Annotated in this window: 26 protein-coding genes; 18 read left to right on the top strand and 8 right to left on the bottom strand. The window is 68.4% G+C overall.

Annotated elements, in window-relative coordinates; translation table 11 throughout:
* Positions 1 to 7 precede the first annotated feature (7 nt).
* The 3 genes from AC1DEM_RS02920 (at position 8) to AC1DEM_RS02910 (ending at position 1,768) form a co-directional block, all read left to right on the top strand.
* A complete protein-coding gene (locus AC1DEM_RS02920; RefSeq protein WP_476883033.1) occupies positions 8 to 220 on the top strand; it encodes a hypothetical protein in 213 nt (70 codons plus the stop codon).
* 80 nt (positions 221 to 300) lie between these two features.
* Entirely contained in the window at positions 301 to 1,425 is a 1,125-nt protein-coding gene (locus AC1DEM_RS02915; RefSeq protein ID WP_476883032.1) for a WD40/YVTN/BNR-like repeat-containing protein, read from the top strand.
* Positions 1,426 to 1,471: 46 nt separating this feature from the next.
* Positions 1,472 to 1,768 carry a MoaD/ThiS family protein gene (locus AC1DEM_RS02910; protein ID WP_476883235.1) on the top strand — a complete coding sequence of 99 codons (297 nt, stop codon included), beginning with the start codon at positions 1,472 to 1,474 and terminating at the stop codon, positions 1,766 to 1,768.
* 4 nt (positions 1,769 to 1,772) lie between these two features.
* Here AC1DEM_RS02910 and AC1DEM_RS02905 read toward each other — a convergent pair whose 3' ends face one another.
* The 3 genes from AC1DEM_RS02905 to AC1DEM_RS02895 all read right to left on the bottom strand — a co-directional run bounded on the left by AC1DEM_RS02905 (position 1,773) and on the right by AC1DEM_RS02895 (position 4,935).
* Positions 1,773 to 2,009, bottom strand: a complete 237-nt coding sequence (locus tag AC1DEM_RS02905) for a hypothetical protein (RefSeq protein WP_476883031.1) — start codon at positions 2,007 to 2,009, stop codon at positions 1,773 to 1,775.
* A 182-nt stretch (positions 2,010 to 2,191) separates the two neighbouring features.
* Positions 2,192 to 3,943 carry an alpha-amylase family protein gene (locus tag AC1DEM_RS02900; RefSeq protein WP_476883030.1) on the bottom strand — a complete coding sequence of 584 codons (1,752 nt, stop codon included), beginning with the start codon at positions 3,941 to 3,943 and terminating at the stop codon, positions 2,192 to 2,194.
* Complete coding sequence (locus tag AC1DEM_RS02895; protein WP_476883029.1) at positions 3,940 to 4,935, bottom strand: TIGR03885 family FMN-dependent LLM class oxidoreductase; 996 nt, start codon at positions 4,933 to 4,935, stop codon at positions 3,940 to 3,942. Before AC1DEM_RS02895 ends, AC1DEM_RS02900 begins: the two co-directional genes overlap by 4 nt.
* Before the next feature lie 119 nt (positions 4,936 to 5,054).
* Between AC1DEM_RS02895 and AC1DEM_RS02890 the strand changes: the two genes are divergently transcribed.
* Positions 5,055 to 6,143 (top strand): ATP-dependent DNA ligase, encoded by a 1,089-nt coding sequence (locus tag AC1DEM_RS02890; RefSeq protein WP_476883028.1) that lies wholly within the window; start codon positions 5,055 to 5,057, stop codon positions 6,141 to 6,143.
* 133 nt (positions 6,144 to 6,276) lie between these two features.
* On the opposite strand, the gene AC1DEM_RS02885 is transcribed toward AC1DEM_RS02890, so the two are convergent.
* Positions 6,277 to 7,593, bottom strand: a complete 1,317-nt coding sequence (locus tag AC1DEM_RS02885) for an MFS transporter (RefSeq protein WP_476883027.1) — start codon at positions 7,591 to 7,593, stop codon at positions 6,277 to 6,279.
* A gap of 225 nt (positions 7,594 to 7,818) precedes the next feature.
* On the opposite strand from AC1DEM_RS02885, the gene AC1DEM_RS02880 reads away from it, so the two are divergent.
* The 12 genes from AC1DEM_RS02880 (at position 7,819) to AC1DEM_RS02825 (ending at position 19,603) form a co-directional block, all read left to right on the top strand.
* The gene (locus AC1DEM_RS02880) at positions 7,819 to 8,661 is read left to right on the top strand and encodes an IclR family transcriptional regulator (RefSeq protein ID WP_476883026.1); all 843 of its coding nucleotides are present in this window, start codon (positions 7,819 to 7,821) and stop codon (positions 8,659 to 8,661) included.
* Positions 8,662 to 8,874: 213 nt separating this feature from the next.
* Positions 8,875 to 9,756, top strand: a complete 882-nt coding sequence (locus AC1DEM_RS02875) for a shikimate dehydrogenase (protein WP_476883025.1) — start codon at positions 8,875 to 8,877, stop codon at positions 9,754 to 9,756.
* Positions 9,756 to 11,744, top strand: a complete 1,989-nt coding sequence (locus AC1DEM_RS02870; RefSeq protein ID WP_476883024.1) for a bifunctional sugar phosphate isomerase/epimerase/4-hydroxyphenylpyruvate dioxygenase family protein — start codon at positions 9,756 to 9,758, stop codon at positions 11,742 to 11,744. Before AC1DEM_RS02875 ends, AC1DEM_RS02870 begins: the two co-directional genes overlap by 1 nt.
* A gap of 42 nt (positions 11,745 to 11,786) precedes the next feature.
* Positions 11,787 to 12,695: a protocatechuate 3,4-dioxygenase subunit beta gene (pcaH, locus tag AC1DEM_RS02865; protein WP_476883023.1), complete on the top strand. Its 909-nt coding sequence runs from the start codon at positions 11,787 to 11,789 to the stop codon at positions 12,693 to 12,695.
* On the top strand, positions 12,688 to 13,263 hold the full coding sequence (pcaG, locus tag AC1DEM_RS02860) for a protocatechuate 3,4-dioxygenase subunit alpha (protein ID WP_476883022.1): 576 nt from the start codon (positions 12,688 to 12,690) through the stop codon (positions 13,261 to 13,263). Before pcaH ends, pcaG begins: the two co-directional genes overlap by 8 nt.
* A gap of 41 nt (positions 13,264 to 13,304) precedes the next feature.
* Complete coding sequence (locus tag AC1DEM_RS02855) at positions 13,305 to 14,825, top strand: lyase family protein (RefSeq protein WP_476883234.1); 1,521 nt, start codon at positions 13,305 to 13,307, stop codon at positions 14,823 to 14,825.
* Entirely contained in the window at positions 14,818 to 15,636 is an 819-nt protein-coding gene (locus AC1DEM_RS02850; RefSeq protein WP_476883021.1) for an alpha/beta fold hydrolase, read from the top strand. The genes AC1DEM_RS02855 and AC1DEM_RS02850 overlap by 8 nt, the downstream gene beginning before the upstream one ends.
* Positions 15,633 to 16,097, top strand: a complete 465-nt coding sequence (gene pcaC / locus AC1DEM_RS02845) for a 4-carboxymuconolactone decarboxylase (RefSeq protein WP_476883020.1) — start codon at positions 15,633 to 15,635, stop codon at positions 16,095 to 16,097. Before AC1DEM_RS02850 ends, pcaC begins: the two co-directional genes overlap by 4 nt.
* Before the next feature lie 85 nt (positions 16,098 to 16,182).
* Entirely contained in the window at positions 16,183 to 17,382 is a 1,200-nt protein-coding gene (locus AC1DEM_RS02840; RefSeq protein WP_476883019.1) for a thiolase family protein, read from the top strand.
* A gap of 3 nt (positions 17,383 to 17,385) precedes the next feature.
* Entirely contained in the window at positions 17,386 to 18,060 is a 675-nt protein-coding gene (locus tag AC1DEM_RS02835; protein WP_476883018.1) for a 3-oxoacid CoA-transferase subunit A, read from the top strand.
* Between the two features lies 1 nt (position 18,061).
* Positions 18,062 to 18,736: a 3-oxoacid CoA-transferase subunit B gene (locus AC1DEM_RS02830; protein WP_476883017.1), complete on the top strand. Its 675-nt coding sequence runs from the start codon at positions 18,062 to 18,064 to the stop codon at positions 18,734 to 18,736.
* Between the two features lie 60 nt (positions 18,737 to 18,796).
* Positions 18,797 to 19,603 carry an IclR family transcriptional regulator domain-containing protein gene (locus tag AC1DEM_RS02825; RefSeq protein ID WP_476883016.1) on the top strand — a complete coding sequence of 269 codons (807 nt, stop codon included), beginning with the start codon at positions 18,797 to 18,799 and terminating at the stop codon, positions 19,601 to 19,603.
* A gap of 36 nt (positions 19,604 to 19,639) precedes the next feature.
* Here the strand turns inward: AC1DEM_RS02825 and AC1DEM_RS02820 are convergent, their stop codons facing one another.
* The gene (locus AC1DEM_RS02820; protein WP_476883015.1) at positions 19,640 to 19,876 is read right to left on the bottom strand and encodes a hypothetical protein; all 237 of its coding nucleotides are present in this window, start codon (positions 19,874 to 19,876) and stop codon (positions 19,640 to 19,642) included.
* A gap of 173 nt (positions 19,877 to 20,049) precedes the next feature.
* Here AC1DEM_RS02820 and AC1DEM_RS02815 point away from each other — a divergent pair, with 173 nt between their 5' ends.
* Positions 20,050 to 21,000, top strand: coding sequence for a diacylglycerol/lipid kinase family protein (locus tag AC1DEM_RS02815; protein ID WP_476883014.1), 951 nt, complete (start codon positions 20,050 to 20,052; stop codon positions 20,998 to 21,000).
* Positions 21,001 to 21,036: 36 nt separating this feature from the next.
* Here AC1DEM_RS02815 and AC1DEM_RS02810 read toward each other — a convergent pair whose 3' ends face one another.
* Both AC1DEM_RS02810 and mscL read right to left on the bottom strand, forming a co-directional pair.
* On the bottom strand, positions 21,037 to 21,918 hold the full coding sequence (locus AC1DEM_RS02810) for an amino acid-binding protein (protein ID WP_476883013.1): 882 nt from the start codon (positions 21,916 to 21,918) through the stop codon (positions 21,037 to 21,039).
* Between the two features lie 75 nt (positions 21,919 to 21,993).
* Positions 21,994 to 22,494: a large conductance mechanosensitive channel protein MscL gene (gene mscL, locus AC1DEM_RS02805; protein ID WP_476883012.1), complete on the bottom strand. Its 501-nt coding sequence runs from the start codon at positions 22,492 to 22,494 to the stop codon at positions 21,994 to 21,996.
* Between the two features lie 269 nt (positions 22,495 to 22,763).
* Here mscL and AC1DEM_RS02800 point away from each other — a divergent pair, with 269 nt between their 5' ends.
* Positions 22,764 to 23,846 carry an FUSC family protein gene (locus AC1DEM_RS02800; protein WP_476883011.1) on the top strand — a complete coding sequence of 361 codons (1,083 nt, stop codon included), beginning with the start codon at positions 22,764 to 22,766 and terminating at the stop codon, positions 23,844 to 23,846.
* On the opposite strand, the gene AC1DEM_RS02795 is transcribed toward AC1DEM_RS02800, so the two are convergent.
* Positions 23,843 to 25,147 (bottom strand): MFS transporter, encoded by a 1,305-nt coding sequence (locus AC1DEM_RS02795; RefSeq protein WP_476883010.1) that lies wholly within the window; start codon positions 25,145 to 25,147, stop codon positions 23,843 to 23,845. The two genes, AC1DEM_RS02800 and AC1DEM_RS02795, sit on opposite strands and share 4 nt — an antisense overlap.
* Positions 25,148 to 25,199 lie beyond the last annotated feature (52 nt).

The following is a 25,199-nucleotide window of genomic DNA, read 5'->3' as shown; positions in this document are numbered from 1 at the left end:
GGCCGCCGTGGAGATCTACATGTGGTGGTTGGATCTGGATTTGGCGAGCAAGGAATGGCTCCGGGAAAACCTCCGGACCGTCGAACTGCCCGACGCCGTACAGCAGGGGATCGCCGCCGCAGGCGGCCCCCGTCCCGCTGAATCATCCGCCGGCGGCGCCGCGGTATTGACCTCTGCGGACTGGGACTTCATCGAGACGCAGTCGGAGTTCGTCGACTGATACGGATGCCACCGGCGCGGCAGCGCATACCTGCGGCGCGGGGTTGAAAACCATTGCGGCTGTCCGGCGGGGATGGTTGCATGGGACGCATGGCTACTGCAGAGAGTTATGTCCTGGCGATCGGGACCAAGAAGGGCCTTTGGCTGGCGACCAGCCCGGACCGAAGGGAGTGGTCCCTGTCCGGGCCGCATTTTCTGATGAGTGAGGTCCCCAGCATCGGCATCGATACCCGCGACGGCAGGACCCGGATCCTCGTGGGCGTCCGCTCCGAGCACTGGGGTCCCACGATTTTCCACTCCGATGACCTGGGCGGAACCTGGAGCGAACCCGAAAACGGCGCCATCACGTTCCCCGACGGCACCGACGCCGCCTTGGAACGGATCTGGCAGATCCATCCCGACGCCGATTCCCGCCCCGGCGTCGTGTGGGCGGGCTGCGAACCGATCTCCGTCTGGAAATCCACCGACGGCGGCGAGCACTTCGAGCTTAACCGCGGCCTGTGGGACCATCCGCACCGCAGCGAATGGGGCGCCGGCTATGGCGGCGCCGCGGCGCACTCGATCGTCGTTGACCCCACGGGGGAGAAAGTCCACGTTGCCATGAGCACAGGAGGGGTCTACCGCTCGCTCGACGGCGGCACCTCCTGGGAGCCGCGCAACAAGGGGATTTCTGCTTACTTCATGCCGGACCCCAACCCGGAATTCGGCCAATGTGTCCACAAGATCGCGGCCGACGCCGCCGTCGACGGCCGCCTCTACGCACAAAACCACCACGGCGTGTACCGCAGCGACGACGACGCCGAATCGTGGGAGTCGATCGCCGAGGGGCTGCCGGCGGACTTCGGCTTCGTGATGCTGACGCATCCGCGCCGGGCCGGTACAGCCTGGGTGATCCCGCTGAAGGCTGACGGCGAACGAATTCCGCCGGACGGGAAGTTGGCCGTGCACCGGACGGATGACGCCGGTGCCAGCTGGAAGCGGCTCGACGCCGGGCTCCCGGAAGCCGAGTACAACGCCGTGCTGCGCGATGCTGCCAGCGTGGACGGCGCGGAGCCCGCGGGCGTCTACTTCGGGACGCGGGGTGGCAGTGTCTACGCCAGCGCCGACGAGGGGGAACACTTCACCGAAGTGGCCTCGCACCTGCCGGATGTGCTGTGCGTGCGGGCTGCGGTGGTTTCCGCCGCCCTGCTTTCGGCGCAGCTGTGAAGGGATGACCAATCGCATGAACAGCGCCATGATCAGCCGCGAGCCCATGCCGGCGGACTCCGCGATCAGCGTTGTCCTGCCGAGCGTCCTTCAACCGCTGGCCGGCGGGCAGTCCGTCCTGACTGCGCCCGCGGGGGAGGCGGTGACGGTGGAGTGGCTGCTGGATGCGGTGACCGGGGACTATCCGGCGTTGTCGCGGCGGTTGCGGGACGAGACCGGGGCTGTTCGCCGTTACGTGAATATATACGTCAACGGGAATGAAATCCGGCGGCTGCAGGGCCTGGTGACCGCCGTGGCACCAGGCCAGGAAGTCCTCATCATCCAGTCAGTGGCGGGAGGCTGACGCCTCAAGCGACCCGCCAGACGGAGCATTCGTCGGCATTGATGGCTTTGCGCATGCCGGTTTGGCGGTCCATGATCCAGACGACGCCGATTCCAGGGGCCGTTTCCTGGACGCTGCCGCGGCGAACCACGACGTCGTCGTAGTTCGGGCCCACGCGCAGGCGGGCCTCGATCTCGTCGCCGCGGTGCAGCTGGTCGAGGGCGCGGATACGGGTTACATGGGTTTTCGCTTCCTTCAACATGGCGGGGCCTCCCGGACTGGAGTTGTGCCTGCTCTTGCCGGCAGTTCCAGTCTCCTGCGCCAATGTTGCGTCCGCGTTTCAGCACGGTAAGGGGACCGTTAGTTTTCGACGGCGCCGCGGTTACCGGCCTCCTTCATGCCGGTTCCCGGTAGGTCGGCGGCCGCCAATGCAGGCTGGAAACCTCAGGGGAGCTGGCGTTCCCCCGGGTGCTGGATCCTGAACCAGCGGTACCCGTAGCGGTCCAGCGGGAGTTCGAAAGATCCGTCGTCGGAGAGCGGGATGTCCTCGCGGCCGAGCAGGTCCCGGAGCACGGCACCGGCGTACGAAGGCCCGGCACCGCCCGTTCCGTCCGGAGCCTCCGGCCCGCCTTCCTCGCCTTCCCCGAGCTCCCCCGGCGATTCCGCCGGCACCGTGGCCGTAACGAACGCCGGCTCGGCGCCGAAGTTGTGCGCGACAATCACCATGGAGCCGTCCCAGGTGCACCGGTGCAGCAGCACTGCCGGCGAGGCCTGTTTGATGAGCTCGAACCTGCCCCAGCCGAGTTCGGGGCATTCCCGGTAACGCTGGATCAGCGTCGCGACGAAGTTCCACAGCGAGTCCGGATCCCGTTTCGCGGCCGCGGCGTTGATGTGCGCCGGGCCGAAGGGTCCGTCCACGGGCTGGGCCACGAGGTCCCCGGCCGGGGCGGTCGAGAAGCCGCCGTTCCCGGTGTCGTCCCACTGCATGGGGGAGCGGACGGCCGAGCGGCCCTTCGTCCGCAGGTCCTCGCCCATCCCGATCTCTTCGCCGTAGAAAAGTACGGGGGTGCCCGGCAGCGAGAACATCAGGGAGTAGACCATCCGGATCCTGGCCGGGTCGCCGTCGAGCATGGTGGGCAGCCGCCGCCGCAGTCCCCGGCCGTACATCTGCATGTCGGGATCCGGGCCGAAGGCCGCGAAGACTTCCGCGCGTTCGGCATCGCTGAGTTTGTCCAGCGTGAGTTCGTCGTGGTTCCGGACGAACATGGCCCATTGGTTGTCCGGGTTGATCTTCGGACGGCTGCTGAGCGTCCGGGCCAGCGGCCGGGCGTCCTGCCGGGCCAGTGACAGGTACATGTTCTGCATCGAGAGGAAATCAAACTGCATGTTCAGCTCGTTGCCGGCCGGGCCGCCGAAGTACTTCAGCTGCTCTTTGTACGGGAGGTTGACCTCGCCCAGCAGCACGGCACTGCCGTGGCGGCGGTTGAGGAAGCTGCGCAGGGCGCTCAGGTACTGGTGCGGATCGATTTTCGCGGCTTCATCCTTGGGCTCGCCGAGCAACTCCAGGAAGAAGGGCACCGCGTCCAGCCGGAAGCCGTCCAGGCCCAGCTGAAGCCAGAATCCCATCGACTTCGCGATCTCGTCCCGCACCTTGGGATTCATCACGTTCAGGTCCGGCTGGTGTTTGGAGAACATGTGCAGATACCACTCACCGGTCGCCTTGTCCTGGGTCCAGATGGACGTCTCCTCGCCGGGAAACACCACCTGGTCCGAGGTGTCCGGCGGCGTGTCCTTCCGCCAGACGTAGTAGTCGCGGTAGGGGTTGTCCACGGATTTGCGGGCCTGGACGAACCACGGGTGCCGGTCGGAGGTGTGGTTGATGACGAAGTCTGCGATCACCCGGATGCCGCGGTCGTTGGCGGTGCGGATGAATTCCACCAGGTCCCCCGGGCTCCCGAGCCGGGGGTCCACGCCGTACATGTCGGTGACATCGTAACCGTCGTCCCGGTCCGGAGAGGGGTAGAAGGGCATGAGCCAGATGCAGGTGATTCCGAGCGCGGCAAGATAGTCCACGCGCTGGATCAGCCCGCCGAAGTCCCCGGTGCCGTCGCCGTCGCCGTCGAAGAATGTCTCCGGGTCCAGGCAGTAGATCACCGCGTTTTTCCACCAGAGGTCAGAGGTTTCGGCGATTCTCACAGCGCACGGTCCGTTCCGGTCAGGGTCGATCCAGCTGGCCGGAGCTGGGGGAGGACGTGTTCGGCGAAGACGTCGATATACGGCGCCTGCTCCTGGCCGACGAAGTGCAGGTACAGCTCATCGAAGCCAAGGTCAAGGTAGGAGGCGAGCCAGTGGGCGTGCTGACCGGGATCGGCGGAGATGTTGACGGCCGCCCGGACCTGGTCCTCCTGGACACCGGCGCTGACGCCGTCGAAATGGGCCGCCGTGGGCAGGTCCCAGGGAATCGGCGGTGCAAAGACATTGGTGCGCCACTGGTCCACGGCGATCGCGACGGCCTCGGCCTCTGTCGGCGCCCAGGACAGGTGGACCTGGAGGGCGGCGATCCCGCGGCCACCGGCGTCCCGGTAGGCCGCCAGCATGTCCTTCAGCTTTTCTGGCGGCTGGTTCACGGTGACCAGTCCGTCCGCCCAGGCCGCCGCCCGGCGCGCTGTTTTCACGCTCACGGCCGGGGCAATGAGCGGGGGTTTGGTCTCCGGAACGTCCCAGATCCGGGCTTGCTCCACTGTGACGAGCCCTTGGTGTGTGACCAGGTCGCCGGCGTGCAGCCGGCGGATGATGTCAACGCACTCTTCCAGCCGGCGCTGCCGCGTTTCCTTGGGCGGCCAGGCCTCGCCGGTGACGTGCTCGTTCATGTACTCGCCGCTGCCCGGGGCCATCCAGAAGCGGCCGGGGAACATGTCCGCCAGGGTGGCCGAGGCGTGGGCGATGATCGCCGGGTGGTAGCGCTGGCCGGGCGCCGTCACCACCCCGAAGCGCAGGCCGGTGGTGGCCAGCGCGGCCCCGAGCCAGGACCAGGCGAACCCGGAGTGGCCCTGCCGGGCGGACCACGGCTCAATGTGGTCCGAACACATGGCGGCATCGAAGCCGGCCTGCTCGGCCAGCTTCACGTCCTTGAGGAGGCGGCCGGGGCTGATCTGTTCATGCGAGGCGTGGAACCCGATGGAAGCCATCACCCATGTCTACCGTGGGGGCGGGGCCGTGTCGAGGAAACCCCTGTTGAGGAAACCCTCGTCGAGCAACCACTGCGCGGGGGTGGCGGTGCCCGGTCCGCGGCGCAAGAATGGGCGCTATGCGACTGCCGTTGATGCCTCCCATTGCGCCCATGCTGGCCAAATCACTCCCCGCCCTGCCGGTGCCGGACACCGGAAAGGGCTGGCTCTTTGAACCGAAGTGGGACGGATTCCGCTCCATCATTTTCCGTGACGGCGACGAGGTGGAGATCGGCAGCCGGAACGGCAAGCCGATGACGCGCTACTTCCCCGAGCTCGTCGAGGCGCTGAAGACCGGGCTGCCGGAACGCTGCGTGGTGGACGGTGAGATCATCCTGGTGGCGGCCTCCGGGGACCGGCTCGACTTCGATGCGCTCCAGCAGCGCATCCATCCGGCCGCCAGCCGGGTGAAGCTGCTCGCGGCCCAAACCCCGGCGCGTTTCGTGGCCTTCGACCTGCTGGCCCTGGGCGACGAGGACCTCACCGGCAAACCCTTCGCCGAGCGCCGGCGGGAGCTCGAACGCGCACTCGCAGCCAGCGCGGCTCCGGTCCACCTGACTGCCGCGACCGCCGACCGGGACACCGCGCAACGCTGGTTCCGGCAGTTCGAGGGCGCCGGACTGGACGGCATCGTGGCAAAGACGCTGGAGGGCACCTACCAGCCCGACAAGCGCGCGATGGTCAAGGTCAAGCACGAACGGACGGCGGACTGTGTGCTCGCCGGATACCGCGTGCACACCTCCGGTCCGGACAGGATCGGCTCGCTGCTCCTGGGACTCTACGACGACGCCGGGGTGCTGGCGAATGTCGGCGTCGTGGGTGCCTTCCCGATGACGCGGCGCATGGAGCTGTTTGCCGAGCTGCAGGAGCTGGTCACCGGTTTCGAGGACCACCCCTGGGCCTGGGCCCGGCAGGAGGACGGGGCGCGGACGCCGCGGAATGCCGAGGGAAGCCGGTGGAGCGGCGGCAAGGACCTGTCCTTCACCCCGCTGCGGCCCGAGCGGGTGGTGGAAGTGAAATACGACCACATGGAGGGCGCACGTTTCCGCCACACCACCCAGTTCGTGCGCTGGCGTCCGGACCGGGATCCGCGCTCCTGCACCTACGACCAGCTGGAGGAGCCGGTGAAGTTCGATCTCGCCGAGGTGCTGGGCGCCGGCAACAGCTAGTGGCGGCCGGTCTCCTCCGCGCTCCTTCCCGGTTGCTTTTCAGGCCGTGCCCCGACACACCGAAAAGCCCGGCGTGTCCTGTGGACACGCCGGGCAGTCGGGTCGGCAAGTGGGCGGGAACGCAGCGCCCGGCCTAGTGCTGGCCGAGTTCCCGGGTGGGGACGCGGAAGGTTTCCTTGGCCGTCAGTGCCGCGACGGTGGCGATCAGGCAGATGATGCCGGTGAAGATGCTGATCTGGACCCAACCGCCGGCCTGGATGCCGCCCATGGCCGCGACGATCGCCGGAGCGAACCCGGCCATCAGGAAGCCCAACTGGGTGCCGATCGCGAGGCCGGAAAAGCGGACGTTCGTGCTGAACATCTCGGCGTAGAAGGAGGGCCAGACGGCGTTGGCTGCAGCGTAGCCGAAGGAGAAGAACCCGATTGCCGCGAGGAACATCAGAGGGACACTGCCGGATTCGAGGCTCAGCAGGAACACCGGCGTCAGGACCGCGCTGGACAGTGCGCCGTAGATGAAGACCGGTTTGCGCCCGATCTTGTCCGCGAGCATGCCGAAGAGCGGCTGCGTGCCCAAGGCCATGAAGTTGGCGCCCACCACGAGCCAGAGGGTGGTGGTGCCGTCCACGCCGGCGACGTTTTTGGCGTAGCTGATGGCCAGGGTGCCGAAGACGGTGGACACGGCGGCGATGAAGGCGCAGGCGATGACGCGGAGGACATCGCGCCAGTGGTCCTTGAGGAGGTCGGCAACCGGGAGCTTGGAGATCTGCGCGGTCTTCTTCGCTTCCTCGAACGCCGGGGGCTCATGGAGGGTGCGGCGGATGAAGAACGCGATCAGCACAACCACGGCGCTGAGCCAGAACGGGATGCGCCAGCCGATGGAGTACTTGATCTCATCGGGCAGGGCCAGGACGGGGATGAAGACGAGGGCGGCGAGGATCTGGCCGCCCTGGGTGCCGGTCAGGGTCCACGAGGTGAAGAAGGAACGGCGGTTGTCCGGGGCGTGCTCGAGCGTCATCGAGGACGCGCCCGCCTGCTCGCCGGCTGCGGACAGGCCTTGGCAGAGCCGTGCCAGCACCAGCAGCGCCGGAGCCCACCAGCCGACCGTTTTGAAGTCCGGAAGGCAGCCGATGACGAAGGTGGAGGCACCCATCAGCAGCAGCGTGAACATGAGGACCTTCCGGCGGCCCACCCTGTCGCCGAAGTGGCCGAGGATGACCGCGCCGACCGGACGGGCCACGTAGGCGAAACCGAAGGTCGCGAACGACATGATGGCCGCGTTGGTGTCCGCGTCCGGGAAGAAGACGTGCGGGAAGATCAGCGCCGCCGCGGAGCCGAAGATGAAGAAGTCGTAGTATTCGACGGCGCTGCCCAGGAAGCTGGCGAGGGCGGCCTTCTTCGGCGTCCCTCCTGTGGTGATACCCGGCGTCGTGGACGGGACAGTGTGGCTCATGGTGTTCCTTTGGTGTGACGACGTTGTCGCGGATGGATCAGGAAGGTCTCGGCTGCCGTTTGTTCAAGTGTGGTGCAACCGGAAGTCCGTGGAAAGACCCGAACTAGTAGCCACATGGTGGAAGCTACTTGTGCGATGTAGCAAGCATGACTGTGAGCGCAGTCACTTGTCAAGAGAAATAATCACCATCTAGATATAGCTCTCACTATGTGGGAGCATGAATACATGAGTGTGAATCAAGACACAGATGTACCCGCTGTTTCCGGCCTACCGTTAGAAGCTCCCTCGAAGCCCGCTAGGGCCGCCAGGGAGGGCTCGAGGACGGACATGGTGGGCAAGGCGCTGGGCCTGCTGGTCCTCCTGGGGGATGAGCCGCGCGGCGCCAGTGCCGCGGAAATCTCCCGGCGGGCCGAGCTGCCGTTCAGCACCACCTACCGCCTGCTCGGCTCCCTGACGCGGGACGGATTTGTCGACTACGAGCCGGACGGCCGCCGCTACCACCTGGGGCTGCGGGTCTTCCAGCTCGGCCAGCGCGTCTCCAACCACCACGGGTTCGCAGGCACGGCCCTGCCCATCCTGCGGCGAGTCACCGAGGAGACGGGCGAAGCGACCATCCTCTCCGTACGGGACGGCATCCACCACCTGACGGTGAACAAGGTGGACGGCCCGCAGACCTTCCGGGTTACCAGCGATCCCGGCCACCTCGGGGCACTGCACACCACCTCGGTGGGCAAGGCGCTGGTGGCGTTCGCCGATGACGCCGCCCGGGCCCAGCTCGTCGACGAGCTGCCCCTGGAGCCACTCACGGCGCTCTCCATCACGGACCGCGACGCTTTCCGGGCGGAAGTCGAACAGGTCCGGCGCCAGGGCTACGCCACCATGGACGAGGAAAACGAGCTCGGCATGCGCGCCGTCGCGGTCCCGGTCTTCAATGCCCAGGGTCACGCCTTCGCCTCGCTGGCGACGGCGGTCCCGGTGTTCCGCCTGAGCATGGAAGCGCTGGTGGCCCTGGTGCCGTTGCTGCAGGCGGCGGCGGCGGAGTTGTCGGCCAGGCTGCCCCAGCGGTAACGGACAGGCCGCCGCAGCGGTAACGGCCGGACCGCTTCAGCGGCGGAGGCGAGCCCGCCGGCGCAGCAAGGGGTTTCGTAATAAGAAGTTCGTCATTCGAACAATAGTGCAACATGTGAACAAAGTCTGTAATGTAATCCCCATCACCCGGCCCGCCGCGGACGCCGCAAGCGTCACCGCCCGCCGAGTGCAGTTGTCAAAGGAGCTAACCGGATGAGCAATCGAGCAGAGTCCTTCCTCGTAGGCCTCGTGGGAGACGGCGTCATGCCCTCCCTGACGCCCTATATGCACGAACGCGAGGGCGACGTGCAGGGCCTCCGGTACCTCTACCGCCCCATCGACCTCACCGAACTCGGCCTGCCCGGCCAGGCCGTGGGGGAGCTGCTCGCCGGCGCCCGGAGCCTGGGGTTCAACGGATTGAACATCACGCACCCCTGCAAGCAGCTGGTGCTCGACTACCTCGACGAGGTCTCCGCCGACGCCCGGCGCCTGGGCGCCGTCAACACCGTGGTCATCCGCGGGGGCCGCTTCATCGGCTACAACACCGACTTTTCCGGCTTCGCGGCGGCGCTGGCCTCCGGGCTCCCCGGGGCCACCCTGGACCGCGTGGTGCAGCTCGGTGCCGGCGGCGCCGGTTCCGCCGTCGCCTACGCCTTGCTCACCGCGGGAGTCCGCGAGCTGGACCTCGTGGACACCGACGCGGCGCGCTGCGCCGCCAGGGCGGCCGAACTCGCCGGATTCTTCCCGGACCGGACCGTCACTGCCCGGACGACGGCGGAGCTCCCGCAGCTCATGCCGCAGGCCGACGGTCTGGTGCACTGCACCCCCGTGGGCATGGCCGCCCACCCGGGCGTTCCGCTGGACATGTCCCTCGTGGAGTCCCGGCACTGGGTGGCCGACATCGTGTACCGGCCGATCGAAACCGAGCTGGTCCGCGAGGCGCGCGCCAAGGGCTGCAAGGTGCTCGACGGCGGCCGGATGGCCGTGGGCCAGGCGGCGGACGCGTTCCGGATCTTCACGGGGCGCCCGGCCGACGCCGACCGGATGCGCTCCCACTTCCTGGAACTGGTCGCCGCGGAAGAAGTGTCCGCCTGATGCGCACCGGAATCGCCACCGTCTGCCTCGCCGGCACCCTGCGGGAAAAAATGCAGGCCTGCGCTGTGGCCGGCTTCGACGGGATCGAGATCTTCGAACAGGACCTCGTGACCTCCCCGCTGAGCCCGGAGGACGTCCGGAAACTGGCCGCAGACCTCGGGCTCACCCTGGACCTCTACCAGCCGTTCCGCGACTTCGACAGCGTCCCGGAGGACTTGCTGGCCGCCAACCTGCGCCGCGCGGACGCCAAATTCCGGCTCATGTCCCGCCTGGGCATGGACACCATGCTGCTCTGCTCCAACGTCGGCACGGCCACGATCGACGATGACGAGCTCCGCGCCACCCAGCTCGCCCGGCTCGCGGACCTCGCGGGCGAACACGGCGTCAAGGTCGCCTATGAGGCCCTTGCCTGGGGCAAGTACGTCAACGACTACGAGCACGCCCACCGGCTGGTCGAGACGGTGGACCACCCCAACCTGGGCACCTGCCTGGACTCCTTCCACATCCTCTCCCGGGACTGGGACACCGCGCCGATCGAGGCCTTCAACCCGGAGAAGATCTTCTTCGTGCAGGTCGCCGATGCCCCCAAGCTGTCCATGGACGTGCTGTCCTGGAGCCGGCACTACCGGGTGTTCCCGGGCGAGGGCCAGTTCGAGCTCGCCAAGTTCATGGGCCACGTGGTCCGCGCCGGCTACACCGGGCCGGTGTCGCTGGAGGTGTTCAACGACGTCTTCCGCCAGTCCGACGTCGAACGTACCGCCGTCGACGCCATGCGGTCGCTGATTTGGCTCGAAGAGCAAAGCGCCGCCTGGCTGGAGGCAAACCAGGCCCCCGCCGCAGGTGGTGTGACAGCAGGCGGTGTGACAGGCCAGGCGCCCGGCGCCACCTCCCGGCGCCGCTACCCCATGGAGCTCGCCACGCTTCCCCGGGTGGCCGAGCCCGCAGGCTTCAACTTCGCCGAAGTCCGCGCAGGGGACACCGCAGGCCTGGAAACCCTGCTCGGCCAGCTGGGGTTTGCGTTCAACGGGCGGCATCGGACCAAGGACGTGCAATTGTGGACCATGGGCCATGCCCGCGTGATCATCAACGAAGAGCCGCCCGCCGGCGGCCAGCCGACGGCGGCCCCCGCTATTTCCGCTGCCATTTCTGCCGTTGGCTTCGACGTCGACTCCCCGGTGATCGCGGCCGCCCGCGCCCAGCAGCTCAAGGCCCCGGCCGTGCCGCGCAAGAGCCAGGCCAATGAGGAGATCTTCCAGGGCTTCGCCGCCCCGGACTCCACCGAAATCTTCCTGTGCCAGGGAAACCCGGACGGCACCGCCGCGTGGACCCGGGAATTCGGCGACGGCCTGGACCAACCCGCGGCGGAACAGGTCGGGAACCCGGGCGCCGTGATCGACCACGTCAATCTCGCCCAGCCGTGGCAGCACTTCGATGAGGCCGTGCTCTTCTACACCAGCGCCCTGGCGCTGGAACCGCAGCCGTTCGCCGAGGTGGCCAGCCCCACCGGGCTGGTCCGGTCCCAGGTGATGCTCACGCAGGACCGCGGCGTCCGCCTGGTGCTGAACCTGGCCCCGCTGATCCAGCAGGAAGGGAGCGCCCCAGGCGCCGCTGGCGTCGCAGGGACAACCGGCCCCCGCCCCGGCTACCAGGAACACATCGCGTTCGCGGTGGATGACCTGGTGGCGACGGCCCGGGCCGCCCGGGACCGCGGCCTGGATTTCCTGCAGATCCCGGCGAATTACTACGAGGACCTCGATGCCCGGTTCGCGCTGGAACCTGATTTCCTGGCCACGCTCCGCGAGCTCAATCTGCTCTACGACCGTGATGCCGACGGCGAATTCCTGCATTTCTACACGGCCACGGTGGGCAGCGTGTTTTTCGAAATGGTGGAACGCCGCGGCTCCTACGACGGCTACGGCGCTCCAAACGCGCCCGTGCGGCACGCCGTCCAGTACGACCACCTGCACCAGCTGGCCCGCCGTTCCTGATCACTGCCCGAACAACAATCACACCATCGAAAGGAGGCTGCTGTGCCTGAAGAAATCAACCTCGAGATATTCAATGCCGACCCGATCACCGAGGACCTGGCCAACCAGACCACGGAGGCCGCACCCAAGCTACATGCCAGTGCTGTCCCTGCCGGGGATGCCGCCGCTGAGACCCAGGCCGACCTCAGTGCCGAGATGAGGGCGATCGGCGAGGCCTACGCCCGGGCCCTCGAGGACGGAGCCCCGGCCGAGATCCAGCCGCGGCTGGATTACGCGCCGTACCGCAGCAGCGTCCTGCGCCACCCCACGAAGAGCCTGCACCACGCGGACCCGGAAACCATTGAACTGTATTCGCCGGCGTTCGGGCACATGGACGTCCACGCGCTCGAGTCGGACCTCACCATCGCGCACCACGGCGAGCCGCTGGGCGAACGCATCCTCGTCTCCGGCCGCGTGATCGACGGCGACGGACGCGCCGTCGCCGGGCAGCTCGTCGAAATCTGGCAGGCCAACTCCGCCGGCCGCTACATCCACAAGCGTGACCAGCACCCGGCGCCGATCGACCCCAACTTCACCGGCGTCGGCCGCTGCATCACGGGCACGGACGGCACCTACAGCTTCACCACTATCAAGCCCGGCGCCTACCCGTGGAAGAACCACCTCAACGCCTGGCGGCCGGCCCACATCCATTTCTCCGTGTTCGGCTCCGAATTCACCCAGCGGATCATCACCCAGATGTACTTCCCGGGCGACCAGCTGTTCCCCCTGGACCCGATCTACCAGTCGATCGTGGACCAGGACGCCCGCGACCGGCTGGTGGCCACCTACAACCACGAGCAGACCAAACCCGAATGGGCCATGGCCTACAACTGGGACATCGTCCTCACCGGGTCCAAGCGGACCTGGACCGAAAACGAGGCCCTCGGAGCGGAAGGCGACCACCATGAGTAAACTCACCCCGACACCGGGCCAGACAGTCGGACCGTTCTTCGGCTACGCCCTGCCCTACGCCAAGGACCGCGAGCTCCTGCCCCCCGGTTCCCCGGGATCCATCCGGCTTCAGGGCACCGTGTATGACGGCGCGGGCCACCCGATCCCGGACGCAATCCTGGAAATCTGGCAGGCGGACGCGGACGGCAACGTCCCGCACCGGGCGGGCTCCCTGGTCCGTGACGGTTACACCTTTACGGGCTTTGGCCGCACTGCCGTGGGGAACACCGGCACGTTCACGTTCACCACCGTTAACCCGGGACCCACCGAACCCGGGGCCGCGCCGTTCATCGCGGTGGCCGTGTTCGCCCGCGGCCTCATGAACCGCCTGTTCACCCGGGTCTACCTGCCGGAGGACGAGGCGGCACTGTCCCAGGACCGGCTGCTCAGCTCGCTGGACCCGGAACGGCGCCGGACCCTGATCGCGCGCCGGGATCCCGACGGCGGCCTGAGCTGGGACATCCGCCTGCAGGGCGAGGGCGAGACCGTGTTCCTGGATTTCAGCGACGCCGAGGGTCCCTCGACGTGACGTCCTTCGAAGCCGACGACGGCCTGCACGCTGACTCTGGCCTGCACGCTGACTCTGGCCTGGACGGCGACTTTGGCCTGCTGAGTCCCGTGTCGTCGTCGCCGCTGGTGGCGGCGCTGACCGGGGACCGTGCGGTGCTCGCCGCCATCCTCAAGGTGGAGGCCGCTTGGGCGGCGGTCCTGGACGAGGCGGGCCTCGCCCCGGCCGGGTCCGCCGCGGTAGTGTCCGCCGCCGCAGACGTACAGCGGTACGACGTCGCGGCAATCGCCGTCCGCGCCCAGGGCGGCGGCAACCCCGTCATCCCGCTGCTGGCCGACCTCCGGGAACAGGTCAGGAACCTGGACGGCGCCGGACTTGGCGCTGTACAGGCCGTCCACACGTCGCTGACCAGCCAGGACGTGCTCGACTCGGCCCTGATGGTGCTCGCTGCCGGGGCAGTGCGCGAACTGCTCGCTGAGCTCAAGGCGGCAACGTCCGCTCTTGCCGGCCTCGCCGAGGCCCATGCGGCCACGCTTTGTGTGGCCCGCAGCCTGACCCAGCACTCGCTGCCCTATAGCTTCGGGCTGCGGGCCGCGCAGTGGTTCAACGGGCTCGCCGCCGCGGCCAGCCGGCTGGAAACCCTCGAACTGCCGGTGCAGACCGGTGGCGCCGCCGGGACCCTCGCCGCCGGCGCTGTGTTGACCGATGGTGCTGTGTTGTCCCCCTTGGACCTCGCCGACCGGCTGGCCGCCCGCCTGGGTCTCGCCACCGTGCCGGCCCCGTGGCACACCAACCGGCTGGCCGTGACCTCGCTCGGCGACGCGCTGGCGGCCGTGACGGACGCGGCCGGCAAGATGGCCGCCGACGTCCTGTTCCTGAGCCGGCCGGAAGTGGCCGAGCTCGCCGAGCCACGCGCCGCCGGGCGGGGCGTGTCCTCCGCCATGCCGCAGAAGCAGAACCCCGTGCTGTCCGTGCTGATCCGCAGCGCCGCCCTGCAGTCCCCGGCCCTGGCCGCACAGCTGCACCTCGCCGCCGCCAATTTCAACGACGAACGCCCCGACGGCGCCTGGCAGAGCGAATGGGCGGCCCTGCGCCAGCTGCTGCGCCTGGCCCTCGGCGCCGCTGCGCAGCTGCGCGAATTGGCTGAAGGGCTGGAGGTCTTTCCGGTGGCGATGCGCCGCAACCTGGACCTCGCCGGCCCGCTGCTGCTCTCCGAAGCCGTCAACGCTGCCGTCGCGCCGCTTCTGGACAGGCCTCCGCTCTTGGACGGGCGCCGCGCCGGGACGGGACCAGGCCGGACCGGGAAACAGCGGTTGCAGGCCGTCGTCGACACAACACTCCGGGCCCCGGCCGCGGAGCAGGCGGCCACCTACCGGTCACTGCTCCGCGCGGCCGTCCCCAACGATCTGCTCTCCGACGCCCGGCTTGAGGAGCTTTTGAACCCGGCCAACTACCTCGGCCAGGCACTCGACATCTCCCGCCGCATCCTCGCGGCCTACCCGCAATACGCCGCCGGCCCGGCCTCACCTGAAGCTGACCGTACCAGCGCCCCCCACCTCCAGAATGGAGCCTCCCGTGGCTAGACCCACAGTCAAAGCAGTCCTCCTCTCACCCCAGCGCCCGCTGGGCGAGAAGCCCCTCCTCATCGTCGGACCCTCGCTCGGAACATCCTCCCTCGTGTGGAGCCAGGCCGGCGCGCTGCTGGGGGACGACGTCGACGTCGTCGCCTGGGACCTGCCCGGGCACGGCGTCTCGCCGGCGGCCCAGGAGACCTTCACGGTCGACGACCTCGCGGACGCCGTGATCGGCCTGGTCGATTCGATCGCCCCGGGTGCGCGCTTCCACTACGCCGGGGTGTCCCTCGGCGGGGCCGCCGGCCTGCAGCTGGGTATCAAGCACGGCGACCGGCTCAAGAGCCTCTCCGTGCAGTGCTCCGGCGCCAAGATCGGCACTCCCGAGGGCTGGCTGGAGCGCGCCGAAACCGTGCGCACCCAGGGAACCCCGGTGATGATCCAGGGCTCGGCGCAACGCTGGTTCGCCCCGGGATTCATGGAGAGCCAGCCCGAACTCAGCAGCCGGCTCCTGCACACCCTCCGGGACGCCGACCGCCTCAGCTACGCCTTCTGCTGCGAGGCCCTGGCCGGCTTCGACGTGCGGGACCAGCTCGGCACCATCCGCGTCCCCACCCAGGTTGTGGCCGGCGCCCTGGACGCCGTGGCAACGCCGTCGATGGCCGAGGAAGTCGCCGCGGGCATCGCCGCCGGCGGCGGCACGGCCACGGCCGTCAGCCTGGAGGGCGTGGCCCACCTGGCTCCGTTCGAGGCGCCGGGCCACGTCGCCGAGCTGCTGAAGGGCCTCATCACCTGGACCGAGACCCAGGGAGCGGACGCATGACCGGCCCCGAACGCAACGGTGTGGTCCAGCCCGGCGCGACCAGCCAGGAAATCTACGACGGCGGCATGAAAGTCCGCCGCGAGGTCCTCGGCGCCGCGCACGTGGACCGCGCCAACGCCAACACGGATTCCTTCACCGAGGACTTCCAGGACATGATCACCCGGATCGCCTGGGGCGGCATCTGGACCCGGCCCGGGATCAGCCGCCAGATGCGCTCCGCCGTCACGCTTACGGCCATGGTGGCCCACGGACACTGGGAAGAACTGGCCATGCACATCCGCGCCGCCATCACCAACGGCCTGAGCCGGGACGAGATCAAGGAAATCCTGCTCCAGTCCGCCATCTACTGCGGGGTCCCCTCCGCCAACACCGCCTTCAAGACCGCCCAGCAAGTGTTCCATTCCATGGACAACACAGGAATGGACGACACCGCGATTGACGCAGCCACCCCGCCCAACTAGCTAGCAGCAGGGGCCGTTTTGAGCCGTCATAACGGCCTTAACTGCTACCTAGTTGGGAATCTCAGACGGAATTAGAGGAACAGCTATGAACCAGGCATTTGTGTACGACGCCGTCCGGACCCCGTTCGGCAAGTTCGGCTCCGGCCTCGCAGCCGTCCGCCCGGACGACCTCGCCGCCCACGTGATCCGGGAGATCGTCAAGCGCGCCCCGGCCCTGGACGTCGAGCGGATCGACGAGGTGGTCTTCGGCAACGCCAACGGCGCCGGCGAGGAAAACCGCAACGTCGCCCGGATGGGCACCCTGCTGGCCGGGCTGCCGGTCTCGGTCCCCGGCACCACGGTCAACCGGCTCTGCGGCTCCTCCCTGGACGCGGCGATCATCGCCTCCCGCCAGATCAATACCGGCGACGCGGAACTCATGCTGATCGGCGGCACCGAGTCGATGTCCCGCGCCCCCTGGGTGCTGCCCAAGACCGAGAAGACCTACCCGGCCGGGGACCTGACCCTGGCCTCCACCACGCTGGGCTGGCGGCTGGTGAACCAGGCCATGCCCACGGACTGGACCATCTCCCTGGGCGAGGCCACCGAACGGCTGGCCGAGAAGTACGGCGTGAGCCGGGAGGCGCAGGACGAGTTCTCCGCGAACTCGCACAACCTTGCCGCCGCGGCCTGGGACGAGGGCTTCTACGACAACCTCGTCGCCCCGGTCCCCGGCACCGACCTGGTCCGCGACGAGGGCATCCGGGCCGGGTCCTCGGCCGAGAAACTCGCCGGGCTGAAAACGGTGTTCCGGACCGGGAACGGCACCGTGACCGCCGGGAACGCCTCCCCGCTCTCCGACGGCGCGTCCGCCGCCTGGCTCGGGTCCGAGGCCGCCGCCGGGATCCTGGGTATGGAGCCGCTGGCCCGCATCGCCGGGCGCGGCGCGCACGCCGACGACCCCCAGTACTTCGGCTACGCCCCCGTCGAGGCCGCGAACAAGGCCCTCGCCAAGGCCGGCATCGGCTGGGACCAGGTGGGCGCCGTCGAACTGAACGAGGCGTTCGCCGCGCAGTCCCTGGCCTGCATCAACGCCTGGGGCATCGACCCCTCCATCGTGAACCGGCACGGCGGCGCGATCGCCATGGGCCACCCGCTCGGCGCCTCCGGCGGGCGGATCCTCGGCACCCTGGCCCGGTCCCTGCAGGCCTCCGGTGAGCGCTGGGGCGTCGCCGCGATCTGCATCGGCGTCGGCCAGGGCCTCGCCGTCGTGCTCGAGAACGTAACTTCGGAAGTTAAGGGCTAGGCCATGCTGAATTTTATTGACACCGTCGGCGAGGCCGTCGCCGGCATCAATGACGGCTCCACCGTGATGATCGGCGGCTTCGGCAACGCCGGGCAGCCCTTCGAACTGATCGACGCGCTGCTCGACGGCGGCGCCACCGACCTGACCGTGGTGAACAACAACGCCGGCCAGGGCGACCAGGGCCTGGCCCTGCTCATCAAGGAAGGCCGGGTGCGGAAGATGATCTGCTCCTTCCCGCGGCAGTCCGACTCCTGGCACTTTGATGAGAAGTACCGCGCCGGCGAGATCGAGCTCGAACTCGTCCCGCAGGGGAACCTGGCCGAGCGGATCCGTGCCGCCGGTGCCGGGATCGGCGGCTTCTTCACGCCCACCGGCTACGGCACCATGCTCGCCGAGGGCAAGGAAACCCGCTATCTGGACGGCAAGTGGCAGGTCTTCGAGACCGCCATCCACGCCGACGTCGCCCTCATCAAGGCCCTCACGGCAGACGGCAGGGGCAATCTCGTCTACCGCAAGACCGCCCGGAACTTCGGTCCCATCATGGCCGCCGCCGCGAAACACACCATCGTCCAGGTGTCCGGAATCGTCCCCACCGGCAGCCTGGACCCGGAAGTCATCGTGACCCCCGGAATCTACGTCAACAGCGTCGTTCGTGTGAACACAGAAAGTGTGGCCTGAGATGAGCATCCAAACGACGATCCAGACCTCCGACAAACCCCTGGGCCGTGATGATCTCGCCCGCCTCGTGGCCCGCGACATCGCCCCCGGATCCTTCGTGAACCTCGGCATCGGCCAGCCCACCCTGGTCTCGAACTACCTCGAGCCGGGGCAGAACATCACGCTCCACACCGAGAACGGCATGCTCGGCATGGGCCCGGAAGCCGCCGGGGACCAGATCGACGGCGACCTCATCAACGCCGGCAAAATCCCCGTGACCGAGCTTCCCGGGGCGTCCTACTTCCACCACGCGGATTCCTTCGCGATCATGCGCGGCGGGCACCTGGACATCTGCGTCCTCGGCGCCTTCCAGGTCTCGGCCACGGGGGACCTCGCCAACTGGCACACCGGGGCGCCGGACGCGATCCCCGCCGTCGGCGGCGCCATGGACCTCGCCACAGGCGCCAAGGACGTCTTCGTCATGATGACGCTCCTGACCCGCGACGGCGCATCCAAGATCGTCGAGGCCTGCACTTACCCGCTCACCGGAATCGGCTGCGTCACCCGCGTCTACACCGACAAGGCCGTCTTCCTGACCGGACCCGACGGCGTCCAGGTGCGCGAGACGTTCGGCTGCACGCTTGAGGAACTTCAGGCCATGGTCCCCGTGCCGCTCCGGGCCGCGGACCCACGCTGACAGTCCTGCGGCCGGATGACGTGTGCCCCGCTAAAGTGATGCGGGACCGAGAGGCGAGAAATGATTGAGCCAGCCAAGAGCGGCGGCGCGCCCGCGGCCAGCGACCAGTACGTGCAGTCGCTGGCGCGCGGGCTCGCCGTGATCCGTGCGTTCGACACGGATCACCCCAAAATGACGCTGACCGAGGTGGCGGCGCGGACCGAGCTGACCCGGGCCACGGCCCGGCGGTTCCTGCACACACTCGCGGAATTGGGCTATGTCCGCACCGACGGCAAGATCTTCGCCCTCACCGCCAAAGTGCTGCAGCTCGGCTACGCCTACCTGTCCGGGCTGTCCCTGCCGCAGCTGGCCCAGCCGCACCTGGAAGAGCTCTCGCTCGAACTGGGGGAGTCGACGTCGGCCGCGGTGCTCGAGGGCACAGACATCGCCTACATCGCCCGCGTGTCCACCCGGCGGATCATGACGGTCGGCATCACGGTGGGCACCCGTTTCCCCGCCTACGCGACGTCCATGGGCAGGGTGTTGCTCGCGGCCCTCCCGCCGGCCAAGCTGGAGGACTACCTTGCGGCCGCCGCGATCCAGGCCCTCACGCCGGGAGCCATCGGTACGCAGGCGGCCCTACTGGCGGAGCTGGACACGGTCCGAGCCCAGGGCTGGTGCCTGCTGGACCAGGAACTGGAGCTGGGCCTGATGTCCATTGCGGCGCCGGTCCATGACGGGCCCAAGGTGGTGGCGGCGATCAACGTCTCGCTGCAGGCCCAGGCGGTGTCCGCGCAGGCGGACCCCGAGGCCTACCTCAAAGCCGTGCGTGAGGCCACGGTGGCCACGGCCGAAGTCATCTCCGAGGACCTGACCTCGGGACGGTGAAACATAGTCCTGACCGGCTGTCTGGGAGGAGAGCCGTCAGGGTGCGGTGTCTGGTATGGGCTCTGTGGAAACCGTGATGGTGACGCCACCGGGCTCATCACTGATTTTCAGGTGCAAGTTCCTGCCCACCACCAGGGCATGGATGTCCTCGCTGTCATCGGGCGCGATTTGCTCGGCCAGCCGCGTGAGCGCCAGTGCCATCGCCCGGCCCCAGTCGTGGGGATCCATGCTGGATGATTCAGCCGTTGCTGAATACTTCTCTGGTTCAGTCATCTGCCCCCGCTTTCGGCGTCCGGAGTGCAGCCCCCGGAACATCACGAAGCCCAGTCTAGTGAGGTGGCGGAGCGCACGTCCACGATTTGGGCTGGCCCTGCGGAGGTTACGCAGGCACTGCGGCTAGGATTTCAGTTCGGGTACTACCTGGCCCAATTGCCCCTAAGGACGCCATGACAGAGAACAACACCGCGACTCCGGAGGCCCCGGACAGCGCAGCTTCCCGGCGCGCCGCCGTGGTTATCAACCCCATGAAGTCTCCCGGCAAAAGCTTCCGTGCCTCCTTCTTCCGCCTGTGCGAGACCCAGGGCTGGGCCGAGCCGCTGTGGCTGGAGACCACCAAGGAGGACACCGGGATTGGCCAGACGCGCGAGGCACTGGATGCCGGAGTCGACGTCGTGATCGCGGCGGGCGGGGACGGAACGGTCCGCTGCGTGGCGGAGGTCCTCGCGGGCACCGGAACGCCGATGGGCCTGGTGCCCCTGGGCACCGGCAACCTGCTGGCCCGCAACCTCGGCATCGACATCACCGACCCCGTGGCCGCCAGCTATGACGTCCTCAGTGGCGCGGACACCAAGGTGGACGTGGTCAAGGCCACCCTGGACCATGCCGAGAAGGAACACATCTTCCTGGTCATGGCCGGTCTCGGCTATGACGCCGCCATCATGGCCAACACCGTGGACGAACTCAAGGACCGCGTGGGCTGGCTCGCCTATGTCGAGGCGGGCATCCGGCACCTGCCGGGAAAGCCGATCAGGGCAAAAATCAGCATGGACGGCCAGCACGCCGTGCGGCGCCGGATCCGCAGCGTCATGGTCGGAAACTGCGGCAAGATCATGGGCGGTGTGGAGATCTTCCCCGACGCCAAGGTCGACGACGGCATCCTCGACGTCGTTATCCTCGCCCCCGTCGGCCGGCTCGGCTGGCTGGGCGTGCTGGCCGGCGTCTTCGGCCGGACCAACCCCAAGAACACGTCGGTGGAATACTTCGCCGGAAAGTCAGCGGAAATCGAGCTCGCCCACGAGCAGGACTTCCAGCTCGACGGCGACCCCCTCGGTAAGGCCAAGCACCTCAAAGTCACGGTGGAGCACGAGGCCCTGACCATCCGGATGACGGGCGTCTGACCCGGCCAGCCGCTTCGATTTCCGGCCCGGCCGGGGCTAGCGTGCCGCGGTCCGGTGCGCCAGGATCTCGGCGAGCTCGGCCAGCCGGTGCGCGCGGGCGGATTCGGCCGGCGTGAACGGCTCACCGGGCCGCGAAAACGCAATGGGCCCGTGCCACGCCGTAGGGATTTTCAGGATCGTCCCGTCCCCGCCCGTCCGTGGTGGCACTTCGGCGTTGCCGGCGGCCGGTCCCGGGATGATCCGTGCCCGCAGGAGTTCCGCGACGGCCAGCGGCAGCTCCTCCGGACTGGCGGCGATCCGGGCGGCCAAACTCAGTGCGCCGGTTTGCCCGTCGGCCATGGCCAGGGCGGTGGTCGGCCAGACATGCGGATCCGCTCCGCCGCCCGCCCGCAGCGCCCGGAGCAGCTCGGCTTCGCTCACCTCACCCGGTGCCGAGAGCACGAACTCGTCCAGCACGCCGCCGGCCACGGGGTGAACATGAATGCTGAGGATGTTCGTGTCCAGTCCGGCCAGGGCCTGCGTCAGTTTCTGCAGCGACCCGGGCTTGTCCCTCAGTACGGTCCGCGCCCGCCACAGGGCAGGTGCGGCGACCAGCCGTTTGCGGTGGCGGAGGGCCGGAGCATGCAGCCAGCCCCTGAGCATCCGGGCTGCCGAGGGTTCGGCCACCCAGATCACCAGGATGGTCGCGGTCATGGTCAGAACCAGGACCTTAGCAACGTATGGCAGGTGGGTTCCCACCACGGCCGCGTGGACCAGCAATTCAATCGGAAGCATCACGGCCACATTGGCCAAGGTCAGCCGCGCCTTGGTCGGTTCGGGCATCTGGCCACACACTTCGCAGCTCAACTCGGAGGCGGCGGGGGACTGGGGTTTGGCAGGGGTTCTGGCAAGGTTTTTGCCTGCGGCGGTGCGCGTCATGTTCCCATGATTCCGGCCAGCTGTTTCGGCCGGGTTGCCGCCGGGTGAAAGTTTCGGACGGCACGGCGGCTGGTTTTACGCCTGGTGGCGGCTTGCGACTCCGGCAGGGACGGCCGACGGCGCGTTCCCGTCCGGGCGCTCCGCGGCGCGGGCGCGGCCGCCGTCGGACGCCGGACCAGCCAGCGTGGCCAGGAGGTCGCGGATCTCGGCCAGCAGCGCGGTGTCGGCAGGGATCGGCTTCTCCTCGGGCTCCGCGGCGTTGAGCCGGTTCTTGACCATCCGGTTGATCCGGTTCATGGGGGCCACGAAGATGAAATACACCACCGCGGCGGTGATGAGGAAGGTCAGGAAGGCCGTCACCACGGCGCCGATGTTGACGAAGGTCTTGTCGTTGCCCGGCCAGACGTAGAAGCCCAAGCCGTGGGTCTCGACGCCGCCGGCGGCAGCGAGGATCGGGTTGACGACGTTCGAGGTGAAGGCGCTGACCAGGGCCGTGAACGCGGTGCCGACCACGACGGCGATGGAAAGTTCGATCACGTTGCCGCGCAGGATGAAATCCTTGAATCCTTTGAGCATGGGGAACCTCCGGTGTGCGTTGCTGCTTGCTTCAACCGATAGACGCTACCACTTCGCGGGCGCCCGGCCGATCCCGATCAATGGATTCCGATGCCTATGCTGCACCGTTCCGGCGTAGACTCCGACGTGGATGCCAGCGCCGCCGTCGTACCACTCCGACCGCTGCGAAAAGGAGCCCCAACCCGTGAAGACACGCCCGTGAAGGCACGCCGTGAAGTCGTACCGCCGTGGAGCTGGCGCTGGGAGCCTGACGCTGTGAGGCCGGCGCGGTGAAGCTGTTCTCCGAGATGTTCACCATCGCCCCGGGCAATAAGGACCACCAGGTCGCCTTCCGCTGCGCCGTGGGGGTCTTTGTTCCGCTGATCACCCTGGTACTGCTGGGCCGCCTGGATCTGGCAATCTTCGCTTCCTTCGGAGCGTTCACCGGGATTTACGGCCGCAATGAGCCACACGCCAGGCGGCTGACCCTCCAGGTGCGGGGCGGTGGGCTGATGCTCCTGGTGATGTTCCTGGCCGCCCTCACGGCGCGCGTGGACGCCCTTGCCGGGCTTTCTGCGGCAGCCACCACCTGGGTCCTGGTGGTGGCCACCACGGTGATCGCGTGGGCCTGCTCCCTGGTTGTCGCGTGGTGGCGCCTGCGCCCCGCGGGTTCGCTGTTCCATATCTTTGCGTTCGCGGCCATCGCGTCGATCCCCAACCAGCCGCCGCTATGGCAGTGCATGCTCGTCGCGGTGCTCACAGTCGCGTTCTCCCTGCTGCTCGGCCAGTCCTCGCGGGTGGCCCGGAATCGCCGGACCCCGTGGGTGAATCCGAGTCCGGCGGGCCTCACGCCGGAGGAGAAGCGCATCGCGTGGCACGAAAGCTGGGGCTACCTCGTGGCGGCAGGCGTGGCGGGAACATTGGGGACCCTGGCCGGGGAATGGCTGGGCATTGGCCACAATTACTGGGCGATGGTGGCCGCCGTCGTACCGCTCGTGGGCCACACCACCCGGCACCGTGTCGGTCGTGGCCTGCAACGCATCGCGGGCACCGCCCTGGGACTGGTGCTGCTCGCCGGAATCCTGCTCCTGCAGCCGACGCCCTGGCAGACCGTGCTGGTGATCGCCGCATGCCAGTTCGGCGCCGAGATGTTCATCGCGCGGCAGTACCTGCTGGCGCAGGTTTTCGTCACGCCGCTGGCCCTGACGTCCACACTCCTCGTGGCACCCGTGCCGCCCGGCCTTTTGCTCCGCGACAGAATCGTGGAGACGATCATCGGTGCCGCCGTCGGCATCGCCGTCGTGCTGGCGCCCGGGGCGTGGCGCCGGCTGCAGGGCCGCCACGGGGCGAGGACCCCCGGGCGCTTCTCTTAGGAGTGCCCCACGCTGGCGCCGGTGCGGGAGGCTGCCACGACGGTCTGCGGGACGAAGGCGAGGGCGAGGACCGCCAGGACTGCGGCGGCGGCGAAAACGTAGAAGCCCCACGGGTAGGCAATCCCGGCGGCGACCAGGGCGCCCGTGACGGCTGGGCCCAAAATGGCTCCCAGCCGACCCACGCCGGCGGCGAAGCCCAGGGCGGTCCCGCGGAGCCGGACCGGGAAGAGCTGGCTGACCCAGGCGTAAACCAGGACCTGGGAGCTGAAGACGAACACCCCGGTGACGAAGACGGCGGCGTAGAGCACCACTTCGTTCTGGATCTGGATGCTGAGTGCGGCGAGGAACACGGCGGAGAGACCGAACCAGAGCAGGACGATCCTCTTGGTGCCGTGCCGGTCCGCCAGGACCCCGGCGATCAGGAGACCCACGACGGCGCCCACGTTCAGGACCAGGAGCAGGGCGAGGCCGGCGTTCAGGCTGTAGCCGGCCGAGGCCATGAGCTGCGGCAGCCAGGTGTTCAGGCCGTAGACCAGAAGCAGCCCCATGAAGGACGCCACGGCCACGCCGGCTGCGATCAGCGGGTAGGGCTTCCGGCCCAGGTCCCGGAAGCTGGCGCGTTCTTCCGCTGCCGGAGCCGGGAGTGTGGCCGGCGCCGTTTCCGCGCGGACCGGTTTTCCGGCAGGCGTTGCGGCCGGGGACTTCACGGCCGCGGGGATGTGGATGACCGGCGGGAGGGTTTCCGGAAGCTTGAACCACAGGAAGGGGACCAGGGCAAGGCCGGCCAGGCCGCCCACCACGAACATGGTCCGCCAGCTGGGAATCACCATGAGGGCCAGGAACGCCGTGGCGACGGCGCCCACGTGGTAACCGGTCATGGTCCGGGTGGTGGACTTTCCGGCTGTTCCGGCAGGTGCGTAGTCGTTCATGTAGGCCAGCGCGGCGGGCAGGCAGGCGCCCAGGCCGAGGCCGGCGAGCAGCCGGAATGTGCTGAACCAGGCCACGCTCGGTGCGAAGACGACGGCGATCGTAAAGATGGAGAACCAGCTCACGCAGGCCACCAGCAGGTTCCGCCGGCCGAGGCGGTCCGAGAGCGGGGCGATGAAGAGCGCCCCGAGCCCCACGCCCACCAGGGAGATGGTCGCCGCGAACGTCGCCCCGACTGCGTCGAAGCCAAGTTCCTGCGACTTGATGAGGGTGGGAATGACCGTGCCGAGCACCACCAGGTCAAAGCCGTCCAGCACCATGGCCAGCCAGCAGAGCCACACGGGCCACCGTGATTTGTTTCCCAATGACGACATTGACATTGTTACCTCAGCGCTAGAATTTACGTGATTCCGGGCGGCCGGCCGG

It is taken from the genome of Arthrobacter sp. 05T420 (assembly GCF_056396305.1).
The sequence above is the reverse complement of the archived record's forward strand: the minus strand, read 5'-3'. Positions and strand labels throughout refer to the sequence as shown.

Excerpts from the sequence above, each read along its gene's own strand:
- AC1DEM_RS02915 (WP_476883032.1), top strand. The coding sequence starts at position 301 with ATGGGACGCATGGCTACTGCAGAGAGTTATGTCCTGGCGATCGGGACC.
- AC1DEM_RS02910 (WP_476883235.1), top strand. The coding sequence starts at position 1,472 with ATGCCGGCGGACTCCGCGATCAGCGTTGTCCTGCCGAGCGTCCTTCAA.
- AC1DEM_RS02905 (WP_476883031.1), bottom strand. The coding sequence starts at position 2,009 with ATGTTGAAGGAAGCGAAAACCCATGTAACCCGTATCCGCGCCCTCGAC.
- AC1DEM_RS02895 (WP_476883029.1), bottom strand. The coding sequence starts at position 4,935 with ATGGCTTCCATCGGGTTCCACGCCTCGCATGAACAGATCAGCCCCGGC.
- AC1DEM_RS02890 (WP_476883028.1), top strand. The coding sequence starts at position 5,055 with ATGCGACTGCCGTTGATGCCTCCCATTGCGCCCATGCTGGCCAAATCA.
- AC1DEM_RS02885 (WP_476883027.1), bottom strand. The coding sequence starts at position 7,593 with ATGAGCCACACTGTCCCGTCCACGACGCCGGGTATCACCACAGGAGGG.
- AC1DEM_RS02880 (WP_476883026.1), top strand. The coding sequence starts at position 7,819 with ATGAGTGTGAATCAAGACACAGATGTACCCGCTGTTTCCGGCCTACCG.
- AC1DEM_RS02875 (WP_476883025.1), top strand. The coding sequence starts at position 8,875 with ATGAGCAATCGAGCAGAGTCCTTCCTCGTAGGCCTCGTGGGAGACGGC.
- AC1DEM_RS02870 (WP_476883024.1), top strand. The coding sequence starts at position 9,756 with ATGCGCACCGGAATCGCCACCGTCTGCCTCGCCGGCACCCTGCGGGAA.
- pcaG (WP_476883022.1), top strand. The coding sequence starts at position 12,688 with ATGAGTAAACTCACCCCGACACCGGGCCAGACAGTCGGACCGTTCTTC.
- pcaC (WP_476883020.1), top strand. The coding sequence starts at position 15,633 with ATGACCGGCCCCGAACGCAACGGTGTGGTCCAGCCCGGCGCGACCAGC.
- AC1DEM_RS02840 (WP_476883019.1), top strand. The coding sequence starts at position 16,183 with ATGAACCAGGCATTTGTGTACGACGCCGTCCGGACCCCGTTCGGCAAG.
- AC1DEM_RS02835 (WP_476883018.1), top strand. The coding sequence starts at position 17,386 with ATGCTGAATTTTATTGACACCGTCGGCGAGGCCGTCGCCGGCATCAAT.
- AC1DEM_RS02830 (WP_476883017.1), top strand. The coding sequence starts at position 18,062 with ATGAGCATCCAAACGACGATCCAGACCTCCGACAAACCCCTGGGCCGT.
- AC1DEM_RS02825 (WP_476883016.1), top strand. The coding sequence starts at position 18,797 with ATGATTGAGCCAGCCAAGAGCGGCGGCGCGCCCGCGGCCAGCGACCAG.
- AC1DEM_RS02820 (WP_476883015.1), bottom strand. The coding sequence starts at position 19,876 with ATGACTGAACCAGAGAAGTATTCAGCAACGGCTGAATCATCCAGCATG.
- AC1DEM_RS02815 (WP_476883014.1), top strand. The coding sequence starts at position 20,050 with ATGACAGAGAACAACACCGCGACTCCGGAGGCCCCGGACAGCGCAGCT.
- AC1DEM_RS02810 (WP_476883013.1), bottom strand. The coding sequence starts at position 21,918 with ATGACGCGCACCGCCGCAGGCAAAAACCTTGCCAGAACCCCTGCCAAA.
- mscL (WP_476883012.1), bottom strand. The coding sequence starts at position 22,494 with ATGCTCAAAGGATTCAAGGATTTCATCCTGCGCGGCAACGTGATCGAA.
- AC1DEM_RS02795 (WP_476883010.1), bottom strand. The coding sequence starts at position 25,147 with ATGTCGTCATTGGGAAACAAATCACGGTGGCCCGTGTGGCTCTGCTGG.